Here is a 25,708-nt window from a genome sequence, read left to right on the forward strand (position 1 = left end):
CTTGCGGTTCACAGGCCCAGCAGCGAGCCGAGGTCCAGGGTCAGCTGCAGGGCGACGACGAAACCGTCGCCACTGATCTCGGTGGCGCCGGGGTTGTAGTAGTTGTCCGGGTTGAAGAGGTACTGGACGCTGGGTTCCAGGGCGAGGTGGCGGGTGAGGGCGAAGTGGCCGTTGCCTTCCAGTGCGTAGACATCCCGCGAGCCCTGGCTCGGGTCGCCACCGGCGGCGATGCGGCTCTGGCGCTGGAACTCCAGCTGGTGCGGGTTGAGGCGCAGGTAGCTGGCCTTGAGGTTGAGTGTGTCGCCGGGGCGCTCGAAGGGGGCCAGCCAGCTGATGCCGGCCTCGGCGAAGTGGCGGAAGGGCTGCTTGTCGTCGGCGGCGGCCGACAGCGAGCCGAACAGTTGCGCCGCCTGGGGTGCATCACCCTGGCCGCCGTCGGCGCGCCACACCGTTTGCTGGAACTTGAAGAAGGCGCCGCTGCTGCCGTGCTCGCTGGCACCGGTGAGCGAGTCGGTCTGTTTTGAGGTGTTGTGGTAGCCGTTGAGCTCGTAATGGGAGCTGTAGGGGTTGCGCTCGGCGCCTTCGCGGCGGCCGATGCCGTAGAGCAGGCTGGTGCCACTGGCGTCGGTGGTGCTGAAGTCCAGCCCGTGGCGCTTCTTCAGGTAGTCCACGGGGTTGGATTCGAAGGCCCCGGCGTGCAGGTACAGGTCCGGCGTCAGGCGGTACTTCAGGTAGCCGCCCCAGGCGCCATAGGGGGGCGGCAGCACGCCGGTGGAGGCGTCGATCACCGGGTCGTTGCAGGTGACCTGGCTCTCGCAGTTGTAGATGAAGAAGTAGCGGCGCGCGTTGGTGCGGCCCAGGTGGGTTTCCAGGTTGCCGTCGAGCCATTGCTGCTCCCAGGTCAGCAGGCTCAGCTGGCTGGCGCCGATGTCGTTGTGGATCGGTGCGCCGCCGAAGTAGCTGCCGACGGCGCCCTGCCAGGCGCCCGAGGTGGGCTGGCCGGTGTTGCGGTCGAGGATGAACTGGGTCTGCTCGATGTGCAGGGCGGCGCCGTCCAGGCCAGCCATTTTTCCCAGGTCCAGGTCGGCACCGAGGAACAGGTCGCCGCTGTTGCCGAAGCTGTGCGGGCGCGGGCCGGTGTCGAGGTTCTTCACGGCCAGGCTGAGGAATACCGCGTGGGTCTTGATGCCGTGTTCGGCGAGCTGGCTGCCCAGCTCCGCCAGCGGGCCGGGGGCGTCGTCGGCGAGGCCGGGCAGGGGCAGCAGGGGCAGGCTCAGGAGCAGGGCGTTGCGGGCCAGGGTGCGGTTCATGGTTGGGCGGTCCTTTCTTGTTGTTGTTAAGGCGCGGTTGTTTTGGGCAGCAGGGCCCCGCCCCGGGGCGCGGGCTCCGGGGTGGGCGTTTTCGGGTTGGATCAGGGCTTCAGGTGCAGAGGTAGCCACCATCCACGGCGAGCACGGCGCCGGTGATGAAGCTGGCCGCCGGGCTGCAGAGGAAGGCCACGGCGGCGGCCACCTCGGCGGGTTCGCCCCAGCGCTCCAGGGGCGTGCGCTGCATGATCCGCCGGGTGGCTTGCGCATCCGCCTTGAGGCCGGCGCCCAGGGGCGTGTCGATCCAGCCGGGGGCGATGGCGTTGACGCGGATGCCCAGGGCCGCGTACTCGATGGCCAGCGACTTGCTCAACTGCACGATGGCGCCCTTGCTGGCGCTGTAGGCCGGGCGGTCGGCCGAGCCGAAGGTGCTGAACATCGAGGCGATGTTGACGATGCTGCCGCCCTGGCGGGCCAGCAGCTCGCGGGCGCACTGGCTGGCGCGCATCGCGGCGACGAGGTTGATCTGCAGCACGCGCTCGAAGCTCGCCGGCTGGTATTCCTCGCGGTCGCGGCTGATGCCGGCGCAGTTGACCAGCACATCCAGCCGGGGCAGGGCCTGGATGGCCGCTTCCAGCGCGGCGGCATCGCTTACGTCCAGCTCCTGCGGGCGCACCAGCGGGTGGCGCGGGGTAAGCGCGCCATCGGCGTTAAGCCCGAGGGCCAGCACCGAGGCGCCCAGTTCGGCGAACTGCAGGGCGATGGCGGCGCCGATGCCGGAGGTGCCGCCGGTGACCAGCACCTGGCGATCCCGGAACAGCCCGGGGTTGAAGGTCGATGCGTGCATGTTCAGGCCTCCGCCAGTTCGGGGTTGGGATTGACCAGCACCTTGATCTGCGCCTTGTCAGCCAGCAGGGCTTCGAAGCCATCGCTGACGGCGCGCTCCAGCGGCACGCAGCGGGTCACCGCGCGGCCCAGGTCGAGGTGGCCGCTGTCGAGCAGGGCGATCAGCTCCGGGTAGACGTCGCAGTAGCCGACGCTGCTGGTGATGCGCAGCTCGTTATTGACCAGGTGGAAGGCGTCGAAGCGCGCCTCGCCCATCAGGCCCACCAGCACCGCTTCGCCACCCTTGCGCAGGCCGTGCAGGGCCGCATCCAGGGTCGCCTGGCTGCCGGCGGCCTCGAAGGCACAATCCACGCCACCGCTGGCTTGCAGCTGCTGCACCACGTCCACCTGGCGGGCGTCGAGCACGCGCTCGGCGCCGAACTCCAGGGCCCGCGCCAGGCGCTCGGGGGCCACGTCCACCGCGACTATGTGCTCGACGCCGCGCAGCCGGGCGAGGGCGATCAGCAGCAGGCCGATGGGCCCGAGGCCGAACACCGCGCAGCGGTCGCCGGGCTGCAGGCTGCTCTGGCGCAGGGCGTGCAGAGCCACGGCGGCCGGCTCCAGCACGGCGGCCTGGCGCAGGCTCACGCCGGCCGGCAGGCGGTGCAGCATGTAGGTCGGCACCCGGGCGCGCTCGGCGAAACCGCCATCGCCCATCAGGCCGATGAAGCCCATGGAGCTGCACAGGTTGTACTGGCCCACGCGGCAGTAGCGGCAATCACCGCAGCGGTAGATGGGCTCCACCGCCACCCGGTCGCCCACCGTGAAGCCCTGCACCCCGGTGCCCAGCGCGGTGATCACGCCGCTGAACTCGTGGCCCAGGGTCAGCGGCGCGCGGCAGCCGGACAGCGGGTGCGGCTGCTGCTGGGGGATGGAGTGCGGGCCGTCCTGGTACTCGTGCAGGTCGCTGCCGCAGATGCCGCAGTAGGCCACCTTGAGTTCCACCTCGCCGGGGCCGGGCGGGGGGATGTCGAGGGCGTCCAGGCGCAGGTCCCGGGCGCCGTGCCAGCGCAATGCGTTCATCAGGGTTGTCCTTGCAGGTTGGCGGTGTCGGCGAGGGGGCGGCCGGCTTTGCGGGCCAGCACCGTGGGCGCGGTTTCCTTGAGGAACAGCGAGAGCAGGGCGGCCAGCAGGGCACCGCCGCAGCTCATCCACATGACGATGGAGAGGCCGTAGCGGTCGGCCGCGAAGCCGGCGATGGTCGGGGCGATGAAGCCGCCCACCAGCTCGCCGATGCCCATGATCAGCCCCAGGGCGGTGGCGATGACGCCGCGCGGCACCGTCTCCGCCGGGATGGTGGCCATGAACAGGGTGAAGCAGCCCAGGCCGGTGTAGGTCAGCAGCATCAGCGCGCCGAGGCTGAAGGGCGTGGGCGCATAGAGCAGGGCCAGCGGGCAGCAGGCGGCCACCAGGGAGAACAGCACCAGGGTCGGGCGCCGGCCGATGCGGTCGGAGATCGCCGCCACGGCGAAGCCCCAGAACACCCAGGCCACGCCCAGGCAGCTCATGATCCCGCCCATGCTCGCCGGGCTGTAGCCGCGCTGGCTGACCAGGAAGGTGGGGGTGAAGGAGATCAGCACGATGAACCAGGTGAGGAACACGCAGCTGATCAGCGTGCACAGCAGGATGTTGCGGCTCTTCAGCAGGGCCAGGCGGCCGCCGAGCCCGACGCCGTTGCCGGCCGCGCTGGCGTCGGGTTTACGTGCCCTGTCGTCGGGGCGCACGTAGCGCCAGATCAGCCAGGCGATCAGCAGCCCCGGCACCAGGGAGATGACGAAGGCATGCCGCCAGCCGAAGGCCTCGGCCAGGCCGATCAGCACCGGCGGGCCGATCACCGCACCCAGCAGGCCGGCGGCCGAGCCCTGCAGCAGGCCCATGTTGAGGCCGCGCCGGTGGGGCGACGAGGCCTCCACCATCAGCGATTGCGACAGCGGCAGGATCGGCCCCTCGGCCAGCCCCATCACGCCTCGGAACAGCAGCAGGCTGAGGAAGCCGCCCACCAGCCCGGACAGCGCCGAGCACAGCGAGAAGAGGATCACCGCCGCGATCAGCAGCGGCTTGCGCACGCCGTTGCGGTCGGACCAGAGGCCCACCAGGGCCCCGGATACCGCCCAGGCCAGGGCCAGCACCGACGACAGCATGCCCAGGTGGCGGTTGCCGAGCTGCAGCTCCTCGGCCATGAAGGGAAACAGGAAGGACAGTGCCAGGCGGTCGAAGAATACGAAGCCGAAGGTGAGGAAGAGCACGCCGAGCAGTACGTTTTCATACCGGGCGTTGGAGGTGGTGGGCGCCATGTCGTTCTCCTCCGGGGCGCCGCGCGGGCGCCCCGGGCAAGGGGTCAGCGGAACAGGGAGTCGATGTAGGCGGCGCCGAGGCCGATCTTCTCGTAGTGCTCGCGGCACATGGCGATGTAGGAGTGCACGTCGAAGTAGCCCTCCGGCTCGCCGCGCTCGTCGAGCCAGATCAGCGGGCCCTTGACGATGAAGAAGGCGCGCATGGGCTCCTCGTGCTCATAGGCCACCAGGGTGTGGCCCTCGCCGGGCGTCTCGTAGACGAAGTCGCCGGCGGTGGCGGTCCAGTCGTGCTCCAGGTAGCCCCACTTGCCGGAGAGGGTGTAGGCGAACACTTCGTGGGGGTGGTAGTGGCGGTTCACCAGGCCGGCGCTACGGGCCATGAGGATGTCGCACCAGCGGTTCTCGCTCGGCGAGATCCACAGCGGGCGCGAGGACACCGTCTCGGTGAAGGGCACGTAAAGGCTCAGGTCGTCGCTCGCCGCGTTGGGCAGATAAACCTCGGGCTTGGCATCGGGCTTGAAGCAGTTGGGGATGGCTTGCAGGTCTTTCCAGAATTCGTTGCGGGCAGGCTCGGCCATGTTCCAGTCTCGTTGTTGTTATGGACTGGAGCCGACTCTAGAGGGCGCGGCGGCAGCGGGTTTGATCGTCTCGGCCCTGTTGTTTGCGCTTTTCGGACAGGGCCCGGGCAGCGGGCGGGGGGCGATTGACGGCGGGCAGCGTTCAGATGTTAATGATCGGGCGTCGCCCACACCCACAGAGGATGCGCGACGCCCGGTCCCCGGGAGCTGCCGATGTTTGGCCCGGGGGTTCGATCCGCGGCGACCCACGAGAACAATAAGAATGACCACACCCGCCTTGCTCGAGACCCGGCGAGCCAGTACCTGCGACATCCCGGTCGAACAGCGCCTGAGGTTCTGGGAGCAGTACAACGCCTCCATCCTCGTCGGCCTCAAATGCTCCTCCTACGCCGACGGTGGCCTGGCCGCCTCGCAGTCCAACCTCGAACTGGGCGCCATGAGCCTGGCCCTGGTGCGCGGCAACCAGCACGTGGTGGAGCGGGACTGCTCGATGATCCGCTCGGTGCCCAAGGAATCGGTGTTCGTCTCCCTGGTGCAGGAAAGCCGCTCGTTCTTCTACCAGGGCGAAGGCTGCACCCTGCTGGAGCCGGGGGAGATGATCATCTACCGCACCGACAAGCCCTACCTGTTCGGCTTCTCCGGCGCCATGCGCCAGTTCATCTTCGACATCCCCCAGGACCTGTTCGGCGAACGCTGCCTCGGCCGCCTCGACGGCCCGCTCAAGGTGGGCGCGGAAACCCGCCTGCAACGCCTGCTCACCCGCACCCTCTGCGAGCGCACCCAGGGCTTCTTCCAGCGCCCCGCCAACCGCGAGGCCGAGCACTTCGAGGACGACGCCCTGGAGCTGCTCTCCAGCATCATCGCCGGCAGCACCGGCGAACACCGCGTCAGCGCCCAGGGCGCCTCCTATCTACTGGCCGCCAAACGCCTAATCGCCGAACAGCTGGGCGACCCGGGCCTCAGCTGCGAGCGCGTCGCCCAGGGCATCGGCATCTCCGTGCGCCACCTCACCCGCCTGTTCGCCCAGGAAGGCGGCTCACCCAGCCGCTACATCGCCGAACGCCGCCTCGAACTCGCCCACCGTCTGCTCAGCAGCCCGCAAGCCAATGGCCTGGATATCAGCGAAGTGGCGTACCGGCACGGCTATTCGAGCCAGGCGCATTTCGCGCGGAGCTTCAAGGCGAGGTATGGGAGGACGCCGAGTGAGGTGAGGGGGGAGGTGGGGGAGAGGTAGGGACTGGGCACTGCTGAAAGCGGCGCAAAATAGGAGTTACAAGTTTCCTAGACTGTACTCGGCATTGACCCCGGGCTTTAGTCATGGCAGCTAGCGCTGTGCATGGTATGAACCATATAGCTGAGTAAGTGGTGAGTTTTATTCGCTAGGCTGCGTATCGATAACTATGACATTTGTAGAGTTTTTCAGGAGCTTTTGGACTTCAGATGCCGAGTAGCCCTTTGCGTGTATTCTCTCGCCAGACTCTGTATGGATTATTACTTCCCTACTCTTTCTCGCCTCTATCCAAGCAACTATGATTTTCGCGATTGCATTCCATGGCATAGCATCGGAAAGCGCGGTGATAGCTTCAACCATGCCCGAGGCTTGAGGCGTGTTTGAGAAGTTACGAATAGGGCTGTGGCGGATTTGAGCTTCATCCAATGCGGCTAAAAATGAGGCTGATCCATGTTTGAAGAGTGTCAGGCGTATTAAGCTATATGCTTCACTGCTCACTTAGTAATCCTTGGTTGGCCTAGAGTTCGATAGAGGTAGCTGGCTGATAAATTCGGGATTTTGCTACCTAGTTTACTGTTGCTAAGGAACGTATCGCACTAATCGTATTTCTCTGCCTGATACTGGCCAGAGCAGAAGCAACATCTGAGCTCTATCGTTTCGTCATCCATATGCCATGTGTCCATTTCATTTCTGGGTAAAAATGCACCGCAACTATCACACTGAACCTCAATTTCATCGCTATCTTCATTTTTACAATAAGTGCATCTGTATCCGGTACTGGAGTCTTGATTGGGTGTCATTGTATGGTTGCTGCAGTCCGGGCACGTGTATACATTCCATTCAATAAATGCATAGTGTTTGGGCCTGACGCCCCGAAAAGTATCTGTTTTTTGCTCTACGACCTCTCTTTTTGCTTCTCTCAAAAGCTGAGTGTATTCATCAGCAAGCACTTTAAAAATATGTAGCCTATCTTTTCCGATTTCACTTTCAAGATCCATTATGTCGAATATTTCAAGAAACTCGATTGCTCCTCGCACTAGACGCCCGATACATAGTCTGACCTCTTTGGGCTCAAGTTTGAATTGGAAGTGCTCGATATTGTTTCTTAGTCCTTTTATCCACTCAATGTCAATGCAGAAATCAGTATCAATAAAGCTAATTTCTGTGGTTTTACATTTTTCACATTTTGCAAATTCCAGTGCTTGGTCAAGGGTGATTGTGTGAGGGCTATTGTCATTGTTTATTAGAGTTCTAAGATCAAAGCTTTCTTGCTTCAGCTTCTCAAAAGACTCGAGGATGCTTATGTTTTTATCTTTCGATATTTTTGTAATGTGTCGGTAGCATTTTGAAAATACGAGGTTTTCGTCCACGGATATAATATAGATTTTTAGTATTAGTTCTAGGAAGTGTGATGTGTGCAGGATTGCAAATTTATAGGCTTTGTTGTCACCCTTCTCACCTTGCTCGAATTTTTCTAGAGCTTCATTAAAGCTGTCTAAGGCATTTGCCTTTATATCTAGCTCGTAGTTCATTTCTTTGCCTGGGAATTGGTTGGTACGTGCTCTGGTGAATAGTTATGTCGCGTCAATTGGTGGTTGTCCGATTTTTCCGAGATACATAGGTTGCTCCACACCAGCAAACTGAGGCAGCCATTCTTTGTCGGTTTCGGCATTGATTTCGTATTGATAGCTAGTAGTTGAGAAAATTACTTGTGCATTGTTGCGCAGTGCAACAGATTTCAACGCTTGAATATATGCATCTAGATCCTCCCAGTGAATCTCCTGCTGACGCGGTGTGTCGAAAACAAGAACTCTGAAAGGGGAGTTGGGGTTGTTAGTGCAAAGCTCGAATAGCGCTGCGTGAAACGCCAATACCGTCCTTGCCTTTGAACTACCTTTAATTATTCCCAGCTTTTCTGTTCCTAGTATCGGCTTCAGGTCGGAATCAATGCGTATATCTCTGGATATATTTTTTGAGTTTAGAATATCAAGCCACTCGGCCATTTTTTGGCCTAGGTCGATTCTAAATTTCAAAATATCTGGAGACTGTTCGCGTGAGGTTTGTAAGGAGTCCTCAAGAGTTAATGTGTTTTCTCTTTTTTCCATTAGTTCAAAGTGAGATGTTTTTTGTTGCTCATATTTTTCCAGTTTGCTTTTTTCTAGCCCAAGCTCAAAGACTTCTGAAGCAATCTTACTAATGGCTTCGATGAATATTTCAATTCCGGCTTCTCTCTCGGCTAGGCCCCTTTGTTGAGCTAGGTCAGCTATTTGCCTTTCAATGAACTGTTTCTCTGTGACGATTGATTCTGCTTTTTGTATATTAGAAGAGGTGGCTATTTCTAGATCTTTTATCTGGTCTTTTAGGTAAAGTAAGCTCTTTCCGTAGGAGTCTGCGCTAGCCATAAACATGCCGCACGACGGTGAGGAACATATGTCGGAGAAGGAGGTGAAGGCTCTTCTTGCTTCTTCGTTTAAGTTCAGTGTTTCAATTTCGCTAAATATCTCATCGCGTATTTGTGTTGAGCTGGAGATTTTGGATTCAAGTGAGGCTTCTTCTGAGCTTAATTCATGATGCCTTCTTCTTAAATTCCCCATGAGATGGTCGAGGCTAGAGATGGATTCACTCTTGATGTCTTTGGTTTTTTTAAGGTCGTCAAGGCGTGATTTTGACTCGGCTATTAATCTGTCGACATCTTCAATTTTTCGAACCGGCGATGGCAATTCTTGGCTGAGTCTCTCCATTAGTTTCCGACTATCGACGATTGTTGCGTCTAAATACTCCAGCTCTTTTTTTACGTCGATTGCTTTTTTCTTCTTGTCATAAGAGTGCTGAGGAGGAAAGCCTGCCGCTAGCCTAGTCATCTCTGAGAATTGATCTTTTATAAAACCAGGGCGAGGTGGAGAATAATACTCTGAGTAACCTTGGTCCTGGTCCAAGTAGAAAAGAGGAAGCAAAGCGGAGAAATATGGAATCGTCGGGGTGTTGCCGTTGGTTACAAGCCTATCGCTTCTCAAGTTAAGCGACTTCAGCATGAATTTTGAGAAGTCTTCTTCGTTATAAAATCGACTCTCTGTCGGATCTTCAGTTTTGACCGTCAGGTCAAAAGTGTCGCCTATCATTCGTTCTAAAGTGAAACGCTTTTTATTGATCAAGACTTTAAGTCTAGCCATTTTACAGTTTCTTACTATATCGTCTCTGAACTGAACGTGGAGCCCTAGGCAGAACATCATTGCTTGGATTAAAGGGGTTTTCCCGCTTCCGTTCTTGGCATAAAGCTGAGTTATTGCGCTGCCAAACTCGAGCTCACCTGACCGCCAGCCGCTCTGGTTGCTTTGAATAATTTCTAAGGATTCAAATTTCATCTAGTTTGGCCTCAATAGCTCTTTCTTTACAGATATTTCTATATTCGCGCTTGAGCATAAGTAGCGCGACGCAGAGTCTGCTCTCTTCTTTCAGTATGGAGTCTATAAGCTTCTTGCCTGAGTTTGTTGCCTCTATTCGAGAGGTGCTTTTTTCAATGATAATCAGGCCTGTGTTCTCTAGGAATGTTAGTGCTTTGACTGTACGTATTCTTAAGTTTGCAGACCATCCAAGCTCTTGGCTTGATCCTTTGAAGCCTGCAAGGCTTTTCTCAAAACAAACTCCGACAAGCATTCCGATCTCATCTCGCTTTGGCTTGGATCGAGAGCGCGCTAGAAGAACAATAGTCAATGCAATGAGGGGAGTGTGAAATAGGCTTTCATTCCCAAGGGTGTCGTGGCGTGTTTTAGGGTTGCTTTCCGTTAACAGAGTTGAAGACTCAGATATAGCGCTTGCTACGGCGTCGCGGAAATTCACAGAGCCTCTCCCTTAACAAGTTCTGAGAGGACAGCACCGAAAGCTAGTTCTTCGCTGATGTCTTGTCGGGATAAGTCTGTTCTTATTTCTGATGTTAAATGTGATATCTCGCCGACGATGGAATTCATGTCTACATGGCCGGTGGAGATTTTCTTTGCTACTTGAACTATTTTTTCCTTTGCAATAGCTAGGCGAAATTCGAGAAGGGTATGCCTATTTGTTCTATACCAAGCTTCCCAGTTGCACTTAAAGCCAGCGAATGTATCTACTGTGTTGTCTGAGTAGCCTGAGCGCTTTAGTATTCGCTGGAGAATAGAAACTGACTTTATGGCTTTGTCATCGCCGCTGGCTTTTAGAGCGTAATAAGCGGGTCTAGATATGCACAAGATATCCAGTATGTCATCTAGGTCGACACTTGCTTTGGCGTCTAGGTCGCGTTCAGTAATTGAGCTAGAAAGGGGGGTGGAAGATCTTTCTTCTATCAGGGAAAGTAGTTGAATGATTATTTTTCTAACCTCAATGGGGCTGAGGTTGATCTCACTGTATTTGTATATTTGATTTGATGCTTGAGAGACAAACACATCTTCTTCTTCATTGAGTATTTGCTTTCTTGGGGCTAGCAATAAGTGAGACAGAAAACTTACTGCTTCTGCGTCGCTTTTTGTTGCTAGTGAAGGGATTAGTTTTTTGGTTTCTGATATTAGAGTAATTGTGTGCTTGGATGGTGACAGCTTACTATGGATTTCGTCGATTATTTGCTCTACTTCATCATCGAAATTGACGTTCGTGCAGATTTCGATTGACTTGCAAGATCCTCCAAATTCTTCGACATGGAGCAAGAGTTTTCCCGCAAAGCTTCCAGCTAAGTCGTGAATGGGGCTTCTTTTGGGCTTTTTCTTCAGTCCAAATATTTCAAGAATAGAATACTGATGGTTAAGCTTGCTTTTGGTTTTTACTTGGACGAAACGATATTTGGGGGCTGAATTTATTAAGTGCTTTACTACATAGTCTTCATGAAAGTCGCAGTAGATTCTTTCTATTTCCCCGTTTTCCAAGAGTGCTAAGCTCTCGAGGCTTGCTGCTTTAAATTGTGCCCGAAACCGATCAATTGTATCCCGCCCTTTTTGTTCTCTTGGGTCTATTTCATGAAGTTTCATATCAGGCCATCTTAAATTTGATGAAATATGAAAACCCTATAGCGCGATCAGTTATAGATGCGAAAAGGGTAAGTTTTTATTTGGGGCTGAATGCGTAGTCGCCACTTCGCAGGGTTACTGTCGTTATGGCTGTTAGTTTTGGTTTGAAGTGTGAGTAGAGCCGCCGTGCGCCATCATGGCTATGGCTTTTATGTCGCCGGAGCAAGAATGCTGCATGCGCTCCGTATTGAACCGCAAGGTAGGATGGTTCTCGATCATTGCGCGTAGTGCAGTCCATAGAGCTTCCTTTGCACACTCTCGTTTGAGAGTTAAGTCCTTTTGAGTGCCTCGAATGGTGGCTTGTGGCCATCGGCAATGCAAGCATCATTTATAGGGACCTCTACCTAAGTTGTAGAGGTCCCTAGGAGGCAAGTGAGCATGCTCTGCTGAGGTGCTTTCTTAGGAGGAGAATCCAGTCTGCCTCGGTCTAAATACGGGCTCCTAGCACCAAGTCAATGATCACTGGCCGTCTTTTATGTTTGCTCACCTCTTCTGCTACTCCTGCCGTGTTTCGCCTGTTCAATCAGCTACAGCTATTAACGACGGGTCCAGCTAGCTGAGGGCGACATGGGCCTAAGCCTCTCGCGCGATCCCTTGCCCTCCCGCCCCCCCGTCCCTATCCTGCACCCGCCACGGTAAGTCCCGTGGCCGGGTTTGACAGCCCGCAGCAAAGGCGCGATTGCGCCACCAAGGTGCATGCGAAAAACGGCGGACGTTTTTTGCAGGCCTTTGTACGCATGCAGTTTTCATAACTGCTCTGCTCTATGGCAGATCGCGTGGGGAGACCCTTGCGGTCTGCCGGCTCCTTTGCCCGGTCTGTCAACCCTGCGCGATCTGCCGCCCTTTGAATGACAGCGGATGGCGGCAGCTGATGAACCTCAGCAAAGGACTATTCGCTATGCACGACGCATTCACTCCTCTCGTTCTCTACCGCTCAGCCCCGCAGCCCATCCTTCCCACCCTCGGGGAGGTTTCGGCATGAGCGATATCACTCACGAACAACGCCGCCTCCAGCAACTGGTCCAGGGCCTGGACGCACGCCTGCACACCACCCTGGTGATCGCCGAGGTGATTCTGGAAAACGTGTCCCTGCATGATGGCGTGCCGGGGCCGTTTCTCGATGGTTACCGGGAGGGTGCATTGATGGATGCGGTGATCCACTTGTCGCGCAGTAACTATGAGGATTACCTGCGGCTGGTGGAGATGGTCGGGTTGCCCTTGGGGCGCCAGGTGCCCTGATAGACAGTGGGGCAGGGTGGTGGCGGGCGAAGGCTGCGCCACCCCCTTCGGGCGCCGCTGAACTCGGCGGCGCCGTTGCGGTTCCAACCTTCACGGGCTTGCGAACCCCGGTGCCGTGGCACTCGGGCTGGCGCCGTGGTTGCCCGACTTCCTTTATATGAGGTTCGAACCATGCGCCCACTTGCTGCCTTGCCCATCCGCCCCTTCGCTTTATTGCTTGGCCTGTTGCTCGCCACCGGTGCTTCCGATGCCGAGGAGGCGGTGCTGGTCGATGCCATCAATACCTACCGCGCCCAGCCGCAGAACTGTGGCAACCAGCCCACCGTTGCGCTTACGCCCCTGGCCAGCGACCCGCGCCTGGCGCTGCCCACCGGCAATGGCGAAACCTGGCGCGCGGCGCTGGAGCAGTCCGGCTACCGACCGGGGGATGTGCGCACCATCCGCCTCACCGGCCCGGCCGATGCCCAGGCGGCGTTCAAGGCGCTGCTGGGGTATTGCGATGTGTTGCTGAACCCGCAGTTCGTCGATGTGGGCGTGAGCCAGGCGGTGCCGGTGTGGCGGGTGACCTTCGCGCGGCCGCTGCGCAGTGCGGCCCTGGCTGCCGGGCCTTTGCAGGGGCCGATGCTGCTGGAGCAGGTGAATGCGGCGCGGGCGCAACCACGCCTGTGCGGTAACGAGCCCTTCGCGTCGGCGCCGCCGCTGCGTTGGAGCGAGGCCCTGGGAGTGGCGGCGACCAACCACAGCCAGTCGATGGCGCTCAACGGCTTCTTCGCCCACCAGGGCACCGACGGCAGCGCACCGGCGGACCGGGCGCGCAGTGCCGGCTATGGGGGCACACGGGTGGCGGAGAGCATTGCCGCCGGCATGGGCTCGGCGGCCAGCGCGGTGCAGGGCTGGCTGGCCAGCCCGGAGGAATGCTCGCGGCTGATGAGCCCGCTGTTCACCGACCTGGGCGGTGCCCAGTCGCCGGCGGCGAAGGCGGGTGGGGAGTATTGGACGCTGCTGCTGGGCGCTCCGTAAAACCTGCCTGCGTTGCCATCGCGGCGTTGAAAGCAGGGAGTCCGCCGGAAGCACCGTGCGGAGGTGCGCACGGCACACCCTACGGCTCGTGTTCGTCCTGCTCTTGATTCGCATCGTCACAGGGGCGTAGCCCGGGCTTCAGCCCGGGAGTTTTGTGCGCATCGATTCCTGGGCTGAAGCCCAGGCTACAAGAGCTTTCGACCTTGTTAGCGCTGATGCTTTTTAGTGGCTTGTCGGGGCGTAGCCCTTACTTTGCCTTGGCCAGGCTGGCCATATAGGCCGCGAACATGTCGCTCAAGGCGCCGATCAGTTCGCTGCGCGTGAGCGGCGGCTGGGGGTGGCTCATGAAGCGGATGATGGTCATCAGCGCGCTGTTGATGACCACGTAGAGCGTGGGCAGCGGGTTGTCGATGGGGATTTCCCGCAGGTGGCGCAGCAGGTAGAGGCGGCAGAAGTCGAACAGGTGCCGCTCCATCTCGTCGACCACCTTCAGCGTGCGCAGGTCCTGCCAGTGGCGCGCCAGTTCGAGGTGCAGGCTGGCGTTGCGGTCGATGAATGCGAATACCGCCTGCAGCAGGCGCTCCACGGCGGCGTGCACGTCGTCCGCCAGCAAGGCCGTGGCGTTGTCGCGGACCACGCCGGCCAGCGCCTGGCTCATGCGGTCGAGCAGGGCCTCGACCAGGGCTTCCTTGCTGGCGAAGTATTGATAGAGCGAACCGACACTGACCCCGGCCTCGGCGGCGATGAGGTTGGTGCTCAGGCGTGCCAGGCCGTCGCGGGCGATGACCCGGGCGCAGGCTTCCACCAGGTCGGCGACCATCTGTTGCGAGCGTTGCTGGCGGGGCTGCTTGCGCATGACAGGCTCCGGACGCGAATTGAATGCGAGCGGATAGTCGCATTAGCGTGAGGGCGTTTCCAAGCCCTTGCCGGAGCCGCTCCCATGCACGCACCAGACCTCGCTCAGTCCGCCCATCCACCCGCCCCGCCGAGCCCGTTGGGGCCGGACTCACTGACCTGGCGCTACTTCGGCGACCTGCGCGGCCTGCTGCTGATCGGGCGCACCGGCATCCTGCAGAACATGCACCCGGGCCTGGCCGCCGGTGTGCTGCAGCACTCCGACCTGTTCGCCAACCCCTGGAACCGCCTGCTGCGCTCCATCCCGCCCATCCTCGGTGTGGTCTACGACGGCGGCCAGGCTGCCGGCACCGCTTTGCAGGTGCGCTCCTTCCATCGCGATATCAAGGGCCAGGACGGGCAGGGACGGCCCTACCACGCCCTCAGCCCCGAGCTGTTCTATTGGGCCCACGCGACCTTCTTCGAGGCGCAGATCGCCCTGCAGCAGTGGCTCGGCATGCCCCTGGACGAAGGGCAATGCGAGCGCCTCTACCAGGAGTCCGTCCACTGGTATGCCCTCTATGGATTGCCGATGGGGCAGGTGCCGGAAAGCTACGTCGCCTTTCAGGAGTATTGGCAGCGGATGCTGGAGCAGCGCCTCCAGGCGACGGAGATCACCGCCTGGTACTTCGGCCCGACCGCACGCCTGCCGGCGCCCTATCCCTGGATGCGCGGCCCGCTGTGGTGGTGCCTGCAGCCCCTGCTGGTGGGCGGCGTGCGCTGGGTGGCACGGGGCACCTTGCCGCCGGTATTGCGGGAGCGGCTGGGGCTGCGCTGGACGGCGTCGGACCAGCGCCGGTTGCGCCTGCTCGGCGGGTTCCTGCGGCTGGCCTGGCGTGTGCTGCCCGGGGAGTGGGGCTATTTCCCCAGGGCGCGGCGGGCGATACGGCGTGCGCGCCTGGCTACCCCTGCAGAGCAGCGGAGTCCCGGGGCTTGATGGGCTTCACCGTTCCCGGGCTGAAGCCCGGGCTACAGGGGGGGGCGTGGTTGGGCGGGGCCTTAGTGCGGGGCGCGGTTGCGGATGGTTTTCATCAGGTCGTCGGGGCTGATGTGACCGACCACCTGGGTCGCGGCGCTGCCGGGTTGCGGCAGGTCGAGGATGTGGCCCTTCATCTTGCCCACCACGTGCATTTCGCAGGGTTTGCAGTCGAACTTCAGGGTCAGCACTTCGTCGCCGTGCACCAGTTGCATCGGTGCGACCTTGGTGCGCACGCCGGTCACGCCCTTGGCCTGTTTGGGGCAGAGGTTGAAGGAGAAGCGCAGGCAGTGCTTGGTGATCATCACCGGCACTTCACCGGCTTCCTCGTGGGCCTCGTAGGCGGCGTCGATCAGCTGCACACCGTAGCGGTGGTAGAAGTCGCGGGCCTTCTGGTTGTAGACGTTGTAGAGGAACGACAGGTGCGCCTCCGGGTACACCGGCGGCGGCACGGCGACGGGCTTGCGGCCGCCGCGCGGGTGGGCGGCGACGCGGGCGGCGGTCAGCGCCTCGATGGCTTCGCGGCGCAGGGCCTTGAGCTGGGAGTTGGGGATGAAGAAGGCCTGGGGCGCGTCCAGCTCCACGGCGTCGGCGTGGTACTGGGTGGTGCCCAGTTGGCCGAGCAGGTCGTGCAACTGTTCGAGGGCCTGCTCGGGCTTGTTGGCGGCGCCGAAGGGGCCTTCCAGGGCGACGCTGGCGGTGATGCCTTCCTCGCTGGTGGCGCTCAGTTCCAGGCGCTCTTCACGCAGCTTGGCGACCCAGGAGAGGCCGATGCGGCGCTCGGACGAGGTCTTCTGCAGGGCCTGCTGCCAGTTATGGTCGAGGTTGCGCGAGAGCGGGTGGTTGGGGCGCAGGCGGAACAGGCCCTCGGGCATTTCGTTGGGCTCGACGCGGTAGCGGTAGCGCTTCTGGCCGTCTTCTTCGAACTCGCCCTTGGGCTCGGCGATGTTGGCGCGGAAGCCCACGACCTCGCGCTTGACCAGCACGTTGAGGCCGTCGCCGTTGGACAGGGGCTCCTGGGTCACCACCAGCAGGTCGCGCTTGTTGACCTTCTCCACGTTGCCCACCAGCAGGCCGGTGAAGGTGGGAGAGTCGAAGGCGCCGATGTCGATCTTGCGGTCGGTGACGAAGTAGTCGGTGCTGCCACGGTGGAAGGTCTTGTCCGGGTCGGGCACGAAGAAGTGGTCGGTGCGGCCGCTGGAGGCACGGGCCAGGTCCGGGCGGTTTTCCAGGATGCCGTCCAGGCGCTGGCGGTAGTAGGCGGTGATGTTCTTCACGTAGCCCATGTCCTTGTAGCGCCCTTCGATCTTGAAGGAGCGCACGCCAGCGTCCACCAGGGCGCTGAGGTTGGCGCTCTGGTTGTTGTCCTTCATGGACAGCAGGTGTTTTTCGAAGGCGACGACGCGGCCCTGGTCATCCTTCAGGGTGTAGGGCAGGCGGCAGGCCTGGGAGCAGTCGCCGCGGTTGGCGCTGCGGCCGGTCTGGGCGTGGGAGATGTTGCACTGGCCGGAGAAGGCCACGCAAAGGGCGCCGTGGATGAAGAACTCGATGGCGGCGTCGGTGTGGTCGGCGATGGTGCGGATCTGCTTGAGGTCCAGTTCGCGGGCCAGCACCAGTTGGGAGAAGCCGGCTTGGTCGAGGAACTTGGCCCGCTCCAGGGTGCGGATGTCGGTCTGGGTGCTGGCGTGCAGCTCGATCGGCGGGATGTCCAGTTCCATCACGCCCATGTCCTGGACGATCAGCGCGTCGACGCCGGCGTCGTACAGCTGGTGGATCAGCGCGCGCGCCGGCTCCAGCTCGTCATCGTGGAGGATGGTGTTGATGGTGACGAACACGCGGGCGTGGAAGCGCCGGGCGAACTCCACCAGCTGGGCGATATCGGCCACCTCGTTGCAGGCGTTGTGCCGCGCGCCGAAGCTCGGCCCGCCGATATAGACGGCGTCGGCCCCATGCAGGATGGCCTCGCGGGCGATGTGCACATCGCGGGCAGGACTGAGCAGTTCGAGGTGGTGTTTGGGTAGGGACATGGCAAAAAGGCTTCCGGCACGGTGCAGGGCGCGAATTGTACCGGTCCGGTGCCCGCTCGGCACCCGGTCCGGCGACGAATAGCGGATTGGCTGCAAACACTTGTGTGCTTGGGCTGATCGTCCCGTACTAGGTTAGAACTGGGAACAGCTCCGCAGTTGCTGATGCTCTAACGGGGAGATGAACGGCCTGCAAGGCGCCATCAAGGCTGCGGGCTCGCTGGGCGATCAGGTTGCGATGGCAGAACCGGGCGTCCGCTTCGTAGCAGACCATGCAGATCCGTTGGCTGGGCACTTTGGCGAGCAGGTCATGGAGCCGCTCGTCCTGGGTGTCGATATAGGCATTGAAGCCACGCTCATAGGCGGCCCAGTCACCATCTTCCTTGTAGCGCTTGCGTACGGGCTTGGGGCAACCGAGGGCGGGCTCGTGCTCGTAGGCGATGCCCGCTTTTGCCAGGCAGTCGGCAAAGGCTTTCTTGGAGAAGCCCGGCTTGCGCGAGAGGGGGTATTCACGAACGTCGAGGACCTTGTCGATCCCGGCTTCTTGCAGGCGCGCGATGAAGGCATCGATGGAGAGGCCTTCATAACCCGCTGTGTAGATATTCATGATGTCCTCCGCCTCCGCCTCCGCCTCCGCCTCCGCCTCCGTGCCGGCCAGGCGGCAAAGTCGCGGCGGACCTTATCACCGCAACCTGGAAGCAGGGCTCGCCGACGATGGGCGGCTCTTCAGACGCGTCAATTTCCTACAGCCTCTCAGCAACTGGATATATCGCGAATCCAGTCGTGGATCAGCGGGCGCGGTTGCAGCAGGTCGGCGTCGGCGGCGTCCAGCAGCGGCAGGCCCTGGTGGCCGGCGCGGCGGAAGTGCAGGCGCGTGCGGGCCTGCTGTTCATCGAGGATTTCGCCGCTCAGGCGCAGGCGCGCCAGCAGGCGTTCGTCCACCTGGTAGCTGCCACATTCCCGGCAGCGCAGGGCGAGGCCTGGGCCGCGCGATTCCAGGGGCTTGGCTTCGTGTTCGCAGATCAAGCACTTCACGGGGCAACTCCTTTGTCCGGCAGACGACAGGCTTGAGTGGGGTTGCGATCCTGCCGACCGCTGCGCGACGCGGCTCTGGGGCCGCTGTGCAACGGGCGTGGCGATCGCTGATAACCATAGACCGGGTGCCGGAGGGTGAGTTGCAGAATTATTCGAGCCTTGTGTCGGCTGGGTTGCCAGGCCCCGCGCGCCGGGGCCTGGGGAGTGGCGGGAGGGCTAGATGTCCTTGCCGAGGAAGCTGTCGCGGTCGGGGTGGCGCGGTTTCGGGCGCAGGGCGGTGACCAGGCGGCCGTCGAGGGCGGCCAGGCCGGCGGCGATCAGGGCCATGCCGATGAAGTGCTTGGCTTCCAGCTGTTCGCCCAGCACCAGGGCGCCGAGGAGGATGGCGCTGACCGGGATGAGGAAGGTCACCAGCATCAGGTTGGTGGCGCCGGCGCTGGCGAGGATGCGGAAGTACAGCACGTAGGCCAGGGCAGTGGAGAGCAGGGCGATGCCGGCCAGCGCGGCCCAGGTGGCGGGGCCGGGCAGGGGCAGGGTCCAGGGGTGGTCCACCAGCAGGGCGACGGGGATCAGCAGCAGGGTCGAGGCGCTGATCTGCCCGGTGGCGGTGATCATCGGCGGCACTCCCATGGCCTTGAAGCGGCGGCCGAAGATACCGGCGAAGGCATAGGACAGCGCGGCGCCGAGCACCGCCAGCTGCGCCCAGATATGGCTGCCGAGCCCCGACAGCGCGGCGGGGCCGATGAGGGTGGCGACGCCGGCCAGGCCGATGAGCACGCCGGCGAGCTTGCGGCCGGTCATTTTCTCGTCCTGGGTCAGCAGGTGCGCCACCAGCACCGAGAACAGCGGCGTGCTGGCGTTGAGGATGGAGGCCAGGCCGCTGGCGATGTGGGTCTGGCCCCAGACGATGAGGCAGAAGGGAATCAGGTTGTTGAGCAGCCCCATGCCGAAGAACGCCAGCCACACGCGGGGATCGCGCGGCATCCGCAGGCCCATGAGGTGCACCAGGGCCAGGAGGGCGAGGGCGGCCAGGCCGATGCGGGCCATGACGATGGTGAAAGGCGGCAATTCCTTCACGGCGATGCCGACGAAGAAGAACGAACCGCCCCAGAGGATGGAAAGGGCCACCAGCATGCCCCATTCGCGTGTGCCCATGACGTTCTGCGTGTTCATCGCCTGTCTCCTTGCTTGAGTTCCATTCGTTGCAGGCGGTCGCTTGAATCCCGTCTGTGGCTCCCTATTATTCGGACGGGGCTCGGCGTGACAAACGAGCTTTTCTCCACGGACGATCGAGTTTTTCTAAAGCATGAGCACCTTGCCTTCCCTCAGCGCGCTGCGCGCCTTCGAAGCGGCGGCGCGCCACCTCAGCGTGACCCTGGCCGCCCGTGAACTCTGTGTGACGCCGGGGGCGGTGAGCCTGCAGGTGAAGGAGCTGGAGGCGGCCCTTGGCGTGCAGCTGTTCCTGCGCCGGCCGCGCAGCCTGGCCCTGACCGCCGAGGGCGCGGACTACTTCGCCACCCTGCGCACGGCCTTCCGCCTGATGCGGGAGGCCACCGCCGAGATCACCGCCCGCGCGCGGCCGGCGGTGCTGACCCTGACCTGCACGCCGGGCTTCGCCTTGCAGTGGCTGGTGCCCCGGCTGGGGAGCTTCGAGGCGCGGATGCCGGGGATCGACGTGCGCATCAGCCCGTCAAACCGGCGCATGGATTTCGCCCTCGACGGCATCGACCTGGCGGTGCGCCACGGCTTCGGCCGCTACGAGGGGCTGGTGGCCGAGCGGCTGGTGGACGACGAGCTGGTGCCGGTGTGCAGCCCTGCGCTGGCCGCCGGTACAAGCCTGTCGACGCCCGCGCGACTGGCGGGCTTCACGCTGTTGCACGACGAGCACCGCCACGACTGGCCGCTGTGGCTGGAGGCGGCCGGCGTTGCGGAGGTGGACGCCACGCGCGGGCCGCTGTTCGTCGACAGCAACGGCGCCATCGAGGCGGCCCGAGCCGGGCTCGGGGTGGCGCTGGTGCGGCGCTCCCTTGTGCATCGCGAGCTCGCGGCCGGTACCCTGGCGGTGCTTTTCGACCAGGGCGTTGCCAGCGCCCTGGCCTATTTTCTTGTCTACCCGGCCGGCGTTCTGGAGCGTCCCGCAGTGGCGGCGTTCCGCGAATGGCTGCTGGCCGAGGCAGGCAGGGCTTGAGGAATCGAACATGGAATACCTGATCAGAACCGCCACCCCTGACGACGCTGCGGCCATCAGCCAGGTGGTGCTCCTGGCGCTGGCCGAGAGCAACGCCCGTGACTACCCGCCCAAGGTGATCGCCTCGGTGCAGGCGAACTTCGGCCCCGAGCAGGTGCGGGGGCTGCTGGCGGCGCGCGAGGTGCTGGTGGCGGAGGAGGCGGGCTGCGTGATCGGCACCGCCAGCCTGGATGGCGATGTGGTGCGCACCGTCTTCGTCGCGCCGGGTGCCCAGGGGCTGGGCGTCGGCCGGCGGCTGATGGAACAGGTGGAGGCGCTGGCGCGGGAGCGCGGCGTCGCGCTGTTGAAGGTGCCTTCGTCGATCACCGCCGAAGGCTTCTATGCGGGGCTGGGCTTCCAGGCCGTGCAGCAGATCATCCGGGGCGAGGAGCGCACCATCGTGATGGAGCGCTCGTTGGAGCCTGCTCACCCCGGGTGAGTGATGGGCGGTGGTCTATAAGAAGTCCTTGGCAGCGATCCTCTTGCAGATGGGCCGGGAGGCTGCCATCGACGACCCGGCCCAGCGATGGAGTGCCCTATGCCGCCCAAGAAGAAACCCGTGAATACCGCCGCCGTTGGCACCGTGCAACATGATTCGCTACCCAGGCCGGTCACCGATGAGGAATGGGCGGATTACAGCGCGGCCTTCCCCGGCCTGACCCGCGCCAACGTCTACGTGACCTCCCCTGGCTGCTACGACGGCTACAACTGCATCGGCTGGACCGTGGGCGACACCACGCTCGAGTTCGATGTGGAGGCGGTCACCGGCATGGTGAGGTTCTACCTGGACATGGGGTTCGTCGAGGTGCCAGTGGGGCACGATGCCGCTGATGTGGACCTCATGGCCATTTCCAACGGCCATTTCGCCAGCCATGCCACCAAGAAGTACACCGGCCCCAAGATCGATGGCATGCCTGACGACTTGTGGGAATCGAAGCTCTACCCCGGCGCACGGGTCACCCACGGGCGCCTGGAGCTTGCGGGGGACACTTACGGTGTGCGCGTGAAGTCGTTCAGGAAAGCGTGAAGGGGACGTCCTTGTCCCCAAGGCGCAGCCAACAAGCGCGTCACCAGCCGCAGGCGGCCTCGAAGCTGTCGGCGCGGGCCATTTCCCACATGCGGCCGTAGAAGTCGGCTTCGATGGTGTCCTTGAGCAGGTCGCCCGGCTTGAGGAACACGTGGAGCTGGGAGAACAGGCGGATCTCGCTGTCGGAGACGCGGCGCACCAGGTGGCGCGGCTCCAGCTGCGCTGGGTGGTCGAGGCCGGCGGCGGCGAGCATCTCGGCAAGGGCCTTGAGGGTGTTGCGGTGGAAGCTGTGCACGCGCTGGGCCTTGTCGGGCACCACCAGGGCGCGCTGGCGCAGGGCGTCCTGGGTGGCAACGCCGGTGGGACATTTGTTGGTGTGGCAGCTCTGCGACTGGATGCAGCCGATGGCGAACATGAAGCCCCGCGCGGAGTTGGCCCAGTCGGCGCCGATGGAGAGCACGCTGGCGATGTCGAAGGCGCTGACGATCTTGCCGCTGGCGCCGAGCTTGATCTTGTCGCGAAGGTTCAGCCCCACCAGCACGTTGTGCACGAACAGCAGGCCCTCGCGCAGCGGCACGCCGATGTGGTCGGTGAATTCCAGGGGCGCGGCGCCGGTGCCGCCTTCCTTGCCGTCGACGACGATGAAGTCGGGGTAGATGCCGGTGGCCAGCATGGCCTTGGCGATGCCCATGAATTCCCAGGGGTGGCCCAGGCAGAACTTGAAGCCCACCGGCTTGCCGCCGGACAGCTCACGCAGCTGGGCGATGAACTGCATCATCTCCACCGGGGTGGAGAAGGCGCTGTGGCGCGAGGGGGAAATGCAGTCCTCGCCCATCATCACGCCACGGGTTTCGGAGATTTCCTGGGTCACCTTGTGCTTGGGCAGGATGCCGCCGTGGCCGGGCTTGGCGCCCTGGCTGAGCTTGATTTCGATCATCCGCACCTGCGGGTCCTGCGCCTGGGCGGCGAAGCGCTCCGGGTCGAACAGGCCGGCGGCGGTGCGGCAGCCGAAGTAGCCGCTGCCCAGTTCCCACACCAGGTCGCCGCCGTGCTCGCGGTGGTAGGGGCTGATGCTGCCTTCGCCGGTGTCGTGGTAGAAGCCGCCGAGCTTGGCGCCCTGGTTGAGGGCGCGGATGGCGTTGGCGCTGAGGGAGCCGAAGCTCATGGCCGAGATATTGAAGATCGATGCCGAGTAGGGCTGCTTGCACTGTGGCCCGCCGATCTCGATGCGGAAGGCCGACGGGTCACTCAGCGGTGCCGGGCGCATGGAGTGGCCGATGAATTCGAAGCCCGCCTGGTAGACGTCCATCAGCGTGCCGAAGGGCTTGTCGGCGCCTTCGTTCTTGGCCCGCGCGTACACCAGCGAGCGCTGGGCGCGGGAGAAGGGCAGCTTGTCGCCGTCGGCCTCCAGCAGGTACTGGCGGATTTCCGGGCGGATGCCTTCCACCAGGTAGCGGATGTTGCCCAGGATCGGGTAGTTGCGGCGCACCGCGTGGGGTTTCTGCAGCAGGTCGAGGATGCCGACCAGCGACAGCACGCCGGTGAGCAGGGTGAAGGGCCAGACCCATTCATGTTCGATGAAGGGCAGGGTGGCGAGGGTGAAGAGCACGCAGAAGGCGAAGAACGCGTAGCGGCTGAGAAGCGACAGGCTCATGCGGTTTCCTTGTGAGAGGGCACGGGTTCAGCGTAGCGGAGCGTCAAGGTTACGCCTTGTGGCGCGGCGAGGGGCACCCTGAAGCTCGTCGGGTGAGCCCGCCAGGCGCCGTAGGCTAGCGCGGCGCGGCGAAGAAACGCCGCCACAACTCGGCCTCGCGGCCGCTGGCGCGCAGGGTGGCCAGGCCCTTGTTGAAGGCCTCCAGATAATCGCGGTTGCCGGCGGGTTGCCCGGCGAACAGCACGAAGTACTCCCAGCTTTGCAGCGGTGCGGTGGTGGTCAGCTGCGCGGCTTCGTCCGCGTCCAGCTTCTGGTTCACCAGCCACTGCCCGGTGCCCTTGACCATGTCCACGGCGTCGATGCGCCCGGCGGCGAGCTTGCGCAGGTTGCTGGTTTCATCACCGCCCACTTCGTATTTCAGCAGGCCGCGTTGTTCGGCTTCCTCCAGCAGCGGGGTCTTCGCCGAGCCCAGGGGCAGGCCGATGGTCAGGCCACGTAAGTGCTCGATGCCGGCCGGCGTGCCGTCCCATTGCACCGGGCGGGCGCGGTTGTAGAAGAGCACCACCTCGTCGCTGTAGACCCGCTCGGAGAACAGGCAGCAGGCCTCGCGCTCGGGGTTGCGGCCCCATACGGCCGAGGCCTGCCAGCGGCCCTGGCGCACTTCCTCGAAGGCGCGCTTCCAGGGGAAGAAACCGTATTCCACGGTGATGCCCTGGGTGGCGAAGGCTTCGCTGACCAGGGTGGGGATCACGCCGTTGCCGGGCTGCGCGGCGCTGATAAGGGGCGGCCACTCGCCGATGGCGATGCGGATATGGCCCTCGGCGAAGAGCGGGCGGGCGCAGGCGAACAGGCAGATGAACAACAGGACCCGGAATCGGTACATCGAATTCTCCCGGCGATGCACGCCGGGCGGCGTGGCACCCGTTCAGCCAAGCACAGGGCGTGCCGGCCTGCCAGCCGGCATGCCCTGTGCCCGTCACGGTGCGCCGAAGGCCTGTGGGCGGTCGAAGAAGCGGCGGCGCTGCTCCACGGGCAGTTTGCCGGCGATCTCCAGCAGCATCGCCTGGGCCGCGCTCTGCAGCGCTGCCGTGGCTTCGCGCTGCTGGGCTAAGCGTCGTTCGACGGCGGCGGCGTCGAGGGGCTCGCGGGCCAATTCATCGAGCAGTTGCTGGCGGTTGTCGCGGTTGGTGCGGGCCAGGTCGCGCAACTGCGGGGCGTGCTGGCGGATCACCGCGCGCACCTCGCCGCGTTGCTCGGCGGGCAGCTCCCGGACCCGTGCAATGAGTTGGCGCATGGGCTGGCCCTGGAAGCCGGAGTCGCCCGGTGCCGGGCGGGCGATCAGCCAGCCGCCGAGAAAGGCATTGCCGGCCAGGGAGAGCAGCAGGGCGCCGCCGAGCAGCCAGGTCCTGTTCATGGTTCTTCCGTCCACAGCAGTTGGTCCAGGGCCTGGGCGGCCACTTCCAGGTCGGCGTCGCCGGCCGGTGCGCCGGCATGGCCGGCGAGCAGCCCGAGCACGCCGCACAGAGCGAGGCTGGCGAGCTTCACCTGCCAGCCGTAGCGCCATTGTTCCAGGGCCCGTTGCAGGCGTCGGCGCCAGCCCGGGCGCTGCGGTTGCGCAGTGGCGCGGGCGACGATGCGCGCGGCGAGGTCGGCCGGGGGCGTCGGTCTTGGCTGTGCGGCAAGGCGCCGGCGCAGGTCCTGTTCATCGTTCATCGGTGTTCTCCTCGTTCGGGCGGCCGGGCAGCCAGCGGCGCAGTTGCGCGCGGGCGCGGCCCAGCAGCCCCTCCAGGGCCTTGATATGCACGCCCATCAGCTCCGCCGCCTGGGGGTTGCTGTGCTCCTCGAAGTAGCAGAGCACCACGGCCATGCGCTGTTTGTCCGGCAGGCGCTGCACCACCCGTTGCACCTCGGCGGCCTCGCGGGCGCGCTGCACTTCGGCGGCGGTGTCGGCGTCGGGGTCGAGCAGCTCGTCCAGCAGGGCGTCGATGTCCTGCTCGGGGCGGCGTTTGCGGCGGCGCAGCTGGTCCAGGCACTGGTTGACCAGGATGCGCTGCAGCCAGGTGGTGAAGCGCGCCCGGCCCGGTTGCCAGTCGGCGGCATGGGTCCAGATGCGGGTGAAGGCTTCCTGGGCGGCGTCCTCGGCATCGGCCTGCTCGGGCAGCACGCGCCGGGCGATGGCGTAGGCGCGGGGCAGGTGGCGCTGCACCAGGGTGGCGAAGGCGCGTTGGTCGCCTTCGGCCACGGCGGCCATCAACTGCTCGTCATCGAGTTCCATCCGTCAGTG

The 25,708-nt window shown here is 62.9% G+C and carries 27 protein-coding genes; 7 read left to right on the top strand and 20 right to left on the bottom strand.

What is annotated here, in order from left to right:
• Positions 1-8 precede the first annotated feature (8 nt).
• The 5 genes from PI990_RS13015 to PI990_RS13035 all read right to left on the bottom strand — a co-directional run bounded on the left by PI990_RS13015 (position 9) and on the right by PI990_RS13035 (position 5,064).
• Entirely contained in the window at positions 9-1,310 is a 1,302-nt protein-coding gene (locus tag PI990_RS13015) for a carbohydrate porin (RefSeq protein WP_271660863.1), read from the bottom strand.
• Positions 1,311-1,419: 109 nt separating this feature from the next.
• Positions 1,420-2,154 carry an SDR family NAD(P)-dependent oxidoreductase gene (locus PI990_RS13020; protein WP_263404414.1) on the bottom strand — a complete coding sequence of 245 codons (735 nt, stop codon included), beginning with the start codon at positions 2,152-2,154 and terminating at the stop codon, positions 1,420-1,422.
• A 2-nt stretch (positions 2,155-2,156) separates the two neighbouring features.
• Entirely contained in the window at positions 2,157-3,215 is a 1,059-nt protein-coding gene (locus PI990_RS13025) for a 2,3-butanediol dehydrogenase (protein ID WP_271660864.1), read from the bottom strand.
• Complete coding sequence (locus PI990_RS13030; protein WP_271660865.1) at positions 3,215-4,486, bottom strand: MFS transporter; 1,272 nt, start codon at positions 4,484-4,486, stop codon at positions 3,215-3,217. Before PI990_RS13030 ends, PI990_RS13025 begins: the two co-directional genes overlap by 1 nt.
• A gap of 44 nt (positions 4,487-4,530) precedes the next feature.
• A complete protein-coding gene (locus tag PI990_RS13035; RefSeq protein WP_021221744.1) occupies positions 4,531-5,064 on the bottom strand; it encodes a 2,4'-dihydroxyacetophenone dioxygenase family protein in 534 nt (177 codons plus the stop codon).
• Positions 5,065-5,326: 262 nt separating this feature from the next.
• On the opposite strand from PI990_RS13035, the gene PI990_RS13040 reads away from it, so the two are divergent.
• Complete coding sequence (locus PI990_RS13040; protein WP_271660866.1) at positions 5,327-6,298, top strand: helix-turn-helix domain-containing protein; 972 nt, start codon at positions 5,327-5,329, stop codon at positions 6,296-6,298.
• Positions 6,299-6,436: 138 nt separating this feature from the next.
• Here PI990_RS13040 and PI990_RS13045 read toward each other — a convergent pair whose 3' ends face one another.
• From PI990_RS13045 to PI990_RS13065, 5 genes are all read right to left on the bottom strand, one after another.
• Complete coding sequence (locus tag PI990_RS13045) at positions 6,437-6,793, bottom strand: hypothetical protein (protein WP_271660867.1); 357 nt, start codon at positions 6,791-6,793, stop codon at positions 6,437-6,439.
• A gap of 98 nt (positions 6,794-6,891) precedes the next feature.
• The gene (locus tag PI990_RS13050; protein WP_271660868.1) at positions 6,892-7,827 is read right to left on the bottom strand and encodes a hypothetical protein; all 936 of its coding nucleotides are present in this window, start codon (positions 7,825-7,827) and stop codon (positions 6,892-6,894) included.
• Between the two features lie 42 nt (positions 7,828-7,869).
• Positions 7,870-9,657, bottom strand: a complete 1,788-nt coding sequence (locus PI990_RS13055) for an AAA family ATPase (protein ID WP_271660869.1) — start codon at positions 9,655-9,657, stop codon at positions 7,870-7,872.
• Entirely contained in the window at positions 9,647-10,132 is a 486-nt protein-coding gene (locus PI990_RS13060; RefSeq protein WP_271660870.1) for a hypothetical protein, read from the bottom strand. Before PI990_RS13060 ends, PI990_RS13055 begins: the two co-directional genes overlap by 11 nt.
• Positions 10,129-11,289, bottom strand: coding sequence for a dsDNA nuclease domain-containing protein (locus tag PI990_RS13065; protein WP_271660871.1), 1,161 nt, complete (start codon positions 11,287-11,289; stop codon positions 10,129-10,131). Before PI990_RS13065 ends, PI990_RS13060 begins: the two co-directional genes overlap by 4 nt.
• Before the next feature lie 1,017 nt (positions 11,290-12,306).
• Between PI990_RS13065 and PI990_RS13070 the strand changes: the two genes are divergently transcribed.
• Both PI990_RS13070 and PI990_RS13075 read left to right on the top strand, forming a co-directional pair.
• Positions 12,307-12,567: a hypothetical protein gene (locus tag PI990_RS13070; RefSeq protein WP_021221747.1), complete on the top strand. Its 261-nt coding sequence runs from the start codon at positions 12,307-12,309 to the stop codon at positions 12,565-12,567.
• Positions 12,568-12,738: 171 nt separating this feature from the next.
• Positions 12,739-13,587, top strand: coding sequence for a CAP domain-containing protein (locus PI990_RS13075; RefSeq protein WP_271660872.1), 849 nt, complete (start codon positions 12,739-12,741; stop codon positions 13,585-13,587).
• Between the two features lie 247 nt (positions 13,588-13,834).
• Here PI990_RS13075 and PI990_RS13080 read toward each other — a convergent pair whose 3' ends face one another.
• Entirely contained in the window at positions 13,835-14,443 is a 609-nt protein-coding gene (locus PI990_RS13080) for a TetR/AcrR family transcriptional regulator (RefSeq protein WP_271660873.1), read from the bottom strand.
• 84 nt (positions 14,444-14,527) lie between these two features.
• On the opposite strand from PI990_RS13080, the gene PI990_RS13085 reads away from it, so the two are divergent.
• Positions 14,528-15,418, top strand: coding sequence for an oxygenase MpaB family protein (locus PI990_RS13085; RefSeq protein ID WP_271660874.1), 891 nt, complete (start codon positions 14,528-14,530; stop codon positions 15,416-15,418).
• A gap of 62 nt (positions 15,419-15,480) precedes the next feature.
• Here the strand turns inward: PI990_RS13085 and PI990_RS13090 are convergent, their stop codons facing one another.
• The 4 genes from PI990_RS13090 to PI990_RS13105 form a co-directional block, all read right to left on the bottom strand.
• Complete coding sequence (locus PI990_RS13090; RefSeq protein WP_271660875.1) at positions 15,481-17,484, bottom strand: peptidase U32 family protein; 2,004 nt, start codon at positions 17,482-17,484, stop codon at positions 15,481-15,483.
• 127 nt (positions 17,485-17,611) lie between these two features.
• The gene (locus tag PI990_RS13095; RefSeq protein ID WP_271660876.1) at positions 17,612-18,088 is read right to left on the bottom strand and encodes a DUF488 domain-containing protein; all 477 of its coding nucleotides are present in this window, start codon (positions 18,086-18,088) and stop codon (positions 17,612-17,614) included.
• 146 nt (positions 18,089-18,234) lie between these two features.
• On the bottom strand, positions 18,235-18,516 hold the full coding sequence (locus PI990_RS13100) for a hypothetical protein (protein ID WP_271660877.1): 282 nt from the start codon (positions 18,514-18,516) through the stop codon (positions 18,235-18,237).
• Between the two features lie 216 nt (positions 18,517-18,732).
• Positions 18,733-19,689, bottom strand: a complete 957-nt coding sequence (locus PI990_RS13105; RefSeq protein ID WP_263404431.1) for a DMT family transporter — start codon at positions 19,687-19,689, stop codon at positions 18,733-18,735.
• Positions 19,690-19,822: 133 nt separating this feature from the next.
• On the opposite strand from PI990_RS13105, the gene gcvA reads away from it, so the two are divergent.
• The 3 genes from gcvA (at position 19,823) to PI990_RS13120 (ending at position 21,770) form a co-directional block, all read left to right on the top strand.
• A complete protein-coding gene (gene gcvA, locus PI990_RS13110) occupies positions 19,823-20,704 on the top strand; it encodes a transcriptional regulator GcvA (protein ID WP_271660878.1) in 882 nt (293 codons plus the stop codon).
• Positions 20,705-20,714: 10 nt separating this feature from the next.
• Entirely contained in the window at positions 20,715-21,182 is a 468-nt protein-coding gene (locus PI990_RS13115; RefSeq protein ID WP_271660879.1) for a GNAT family N-acetyltransferase, read from the top strand.
• Between the two features lie 99 nt (positions 21,183-21,281).
• The gene (locus PI990_RS13120; protein WP_271660880.1) at positions 21,282-21,770 is read left to right on the top strand and encodes a DUF7689 domain-containing protein; all 489 of its coding nucleotides are present in this window, start codon (positions 21,282-21,284) and stop codon (positions 21,768-21,770) included.
• 40 nt (positions 21,771-21,810) lie between these two features.
• Here PI990_RS13120 and PI990_RS13125 read toward each other — a convergent pair whose 3' ends face one another.
• The 5 genes from PI990_RS13125 to PI990_RS13145 form a co-directional block, all read right to left on the bottom strand.
• Positions 21,811-23,424, bottom strand: coding sequence for an FMN-binding glutamate synthase family protein (locus tag PI990_RS13125; RefSeq protein WP_236209165.1), 1,614 nt, complete (start codon positions 23,422-23,424; stop codon positions 21,811-21,813).
• A 115-nt stretch (positions 23,425-23,539) separates the two neighbouring features.
• Positions 23,540-24,307, bottom strand: coding sequence for a substrate-binding periplasmic protein (locus PI990_RS13130; RefSeq protein WP_271660881.1), 768 nt, complete (start codon positions 24,305-24,307; stop codon positions 23,540-23,542).
• A 93-nt stretch (positions 24,308-24,400) separates the two neighbouring features.
• On the bottom strand, positions 24,401-24,838 hold the full coding sequence (locus PI990_RS13135) for a periplasmic heavy metal sensor (RefSeq protein WP_021219166.1): 438 nt from the start codon (positions 24,836-24,838) through the stop codon (positions 24,401-24,403).
• Positions 24,835-25,137, bottom strand: a complete 303-nt coding sequence (locus PI990_RS13140; protein ID WP_021219165.1) for a hypothetical protein — start codon at positions 25,135-25,137, stop codon at positions 24,835-24,837. The genes PI990_RS13135 and PI990_RS13140 overlap by 4 nt, the downstream gene beginning before the upstream one ends.
• Positions 25,127-25,699, bottom strand: a complete 573-nt coding sequence (locus PI990_RS13145) for a sigma-70 family RNA polymerase sigma factor (protein WP_184491160.1) — start codon at positions 25,697-25,699, stop codon at positions 25,127-25,129. Before PI990_RS13145 ends, PI990_RS13140 begins: the two co-directional genes overlap by 11 nt.
• Positions 25,700-25,708: the final 9 nt, after the last annotated feature.

Origin of the sequence: Pseudomonas sp. TUM22785, from assembly GCF_028198105.1 — a bacterium.
GTDB classification, from domain to species: domain Bacteria; phylum Pseudomonadota; class Gammaproteobacteria; order Pseudomonadales; family Pseudomonadaceae; genus Metapseudomonas; species Metapseudomonas solani.

Excerpts from the sequence above, each read along its gene's own strand:
- PI990_RS13020 (WP_263404414.1), bottom strand. The coding sequence starts at position 2,154 with ATGCACGCATCGACCTTCAACCCCGGGCTGTTCCGGGATCGCCAGGTG.
- PI990_RS13090 (WP_271660875.1), bottom strand. The coding sequence starts at position 17,484 with ATGTCCCTACCCAAACACCACCTCGAACTGCTCAGTCCTGCCCGCGAT.
- PI990_RS13055 (WP_271660869.1), bottom strand. The coding sequence starts at position 9,657 with ATGAAATTTGAATCCTTAGAAATTATTCAAAGCAACCAGAGCGGCTGG.
- PI990_RS13025 (WP_271660864.1), bottom strand. The coding sequence starts at position 3,215 with ATGAACGCATTGCGCTGGCACGGCGCCCGGGACCTGCGCCTGGACGCC.
- PI990_RS13030 (WP_271660865.1), bottom strand. The coding sequence starts at position 4,486 with ATGGCGCCCACCACCTCCAACGCCCGGTATGAAAACGTACTGCTCGGC.
- PI990_RS13105 (WP_263404431.1), bottom strand. The coding sequence starts at position 19,689 with ATGAACACGCAGAACGTCATGGGCACACGCGAATGGGGCATGCTGGTG.
- PI990_RS13145 (WP_184491160.1), bottom strand. The coding sequence starts at position 25,699 with ATGGAACTCGATGACGAGCAGTTGATGGCCGCCGTGGCCGAAGGCGAC.
- PI990_RS13085 (WP_271660874.1), top strand. The coding sequence starts at position 14,528 with ATGCACGCACCAGACCTCGCTCAGTCCGCCCATCCACCCGCCCCGCCG.
- PI990_RS13115 (WP_271660879.1), top strand. The coding sequence starts at position 20,715 with ATGGAATACCTGATCAGAACCGCCACCCCTGACGACGCTGCGGCCATC.
- PI990_RS13015 (WP_271660863.1), bottom strand. The coding sequence starts at position 1,310 with ATGAACCGCACCCTGGCCCGCAACGCCCTGCTCCTGAGCCTGCCCCTG.
- PI990_RS13095 (WP_271660876.1), bottom strand. The coding sequence starts at position 18,088 with ATGAATATCTACACAGCGGGTTATGAAGGCCTCTCCATCGATGCCTTC.
- PI990_RS13125 (WP_236209165.1), bottom strand. The coding sequence starts at position 23,424 with ATGAGCCTGTCGCTTCTCAGCCGCTACGCGTTCTTCGCCTTCTGCGTG.
- PI990_RS13135 (WP_021219166.1), bottom strand. The coding sequence starts at position 24,838 with ATGAACAGGACCTGGCTGCTCGGCGGCGCCCTGCTGCTCTCCCTGGCC.
- gcvA (WP_271660878.1), top strand. The coding sequence starts at position 19,823 with ATGAGCACCTTGCCTTCCCTCAGCGCGCTGCGCGCCTTCGAAGCGGCG.
- PI990_RS13050 (WP_271660868.1), bottom strand. The coding sequence starts at position 7,827 with ATGAACTACGAGCTAGATATAAAGGCAAATGCCTTAGACAGCTTTAAT.
- PI990_RS13120 (WP_271660880.1), top strand. The coding sequence starts at position 21,282 with ATGCCGCCCAAGAAGAAACCCGTGAATACCGCCGCCGTTGGCACCGTG.
- PI990_RS13035 (WP_021221744.1), bottom strand. The coding sequence starts at position 5,064 with ATGGCCGAGCCTGCCCGCAACGAATTCTGGAAAGACCTGCAAGCCATC.
- PI990_RS13065 (WP_271660871.1), bottom strand. The coding sequence starts at position 11,289 with ATGAAACTTCATGAAATAGACCCAAGAGAACAAAAAGGGCGGGATACA.
- PI990_RS13075 (WP_271660872.1), top strand. The coding sequence starts at position 12,739 with ATGCGCCCACTTGCTGCCTTGCCCATCCGCCCCTTCGCTTTATTGCTT.
- PI990_RS13070 (WP_021221747.1), top strand. The coding sequence starts at position 12,307 with ATGAGCGATATCACTCACGAACAACGCCGCCTCCAGCAACTGGTCCAG.
- PI990_RS13040 (WP_271660866.1), top strand. The coding sequence starts at position 5,327 with ATGACCACACCCGCCTTGCTCGAGACCCGGCGAGCCAGTACCTGCGAC.
- PI990_RS13080 (WP_271660873.1), bottom strand. The coding sequence starts at position 14,443 with ATGCGCAAGCAGCCCCGCCAGCAACGCTCGCAACAGATGGTCGCCGAC.
- PI990_RS13130 (WP_271660881.1), bottom strand. The coding sequence starts at position 24,307 with ATGTACCGATTCCGGGTCCTGTTGTTCATCTGCCTGTTCGCCTGCGCC.
- PI990_RS13140 (WP_021219165.1), bottom strand. The coding sequence starts at position 25,137 with ATGAACGATGAACAGGACCTGCGCCGGCGCCTTGCCGCACAGCCAAGA.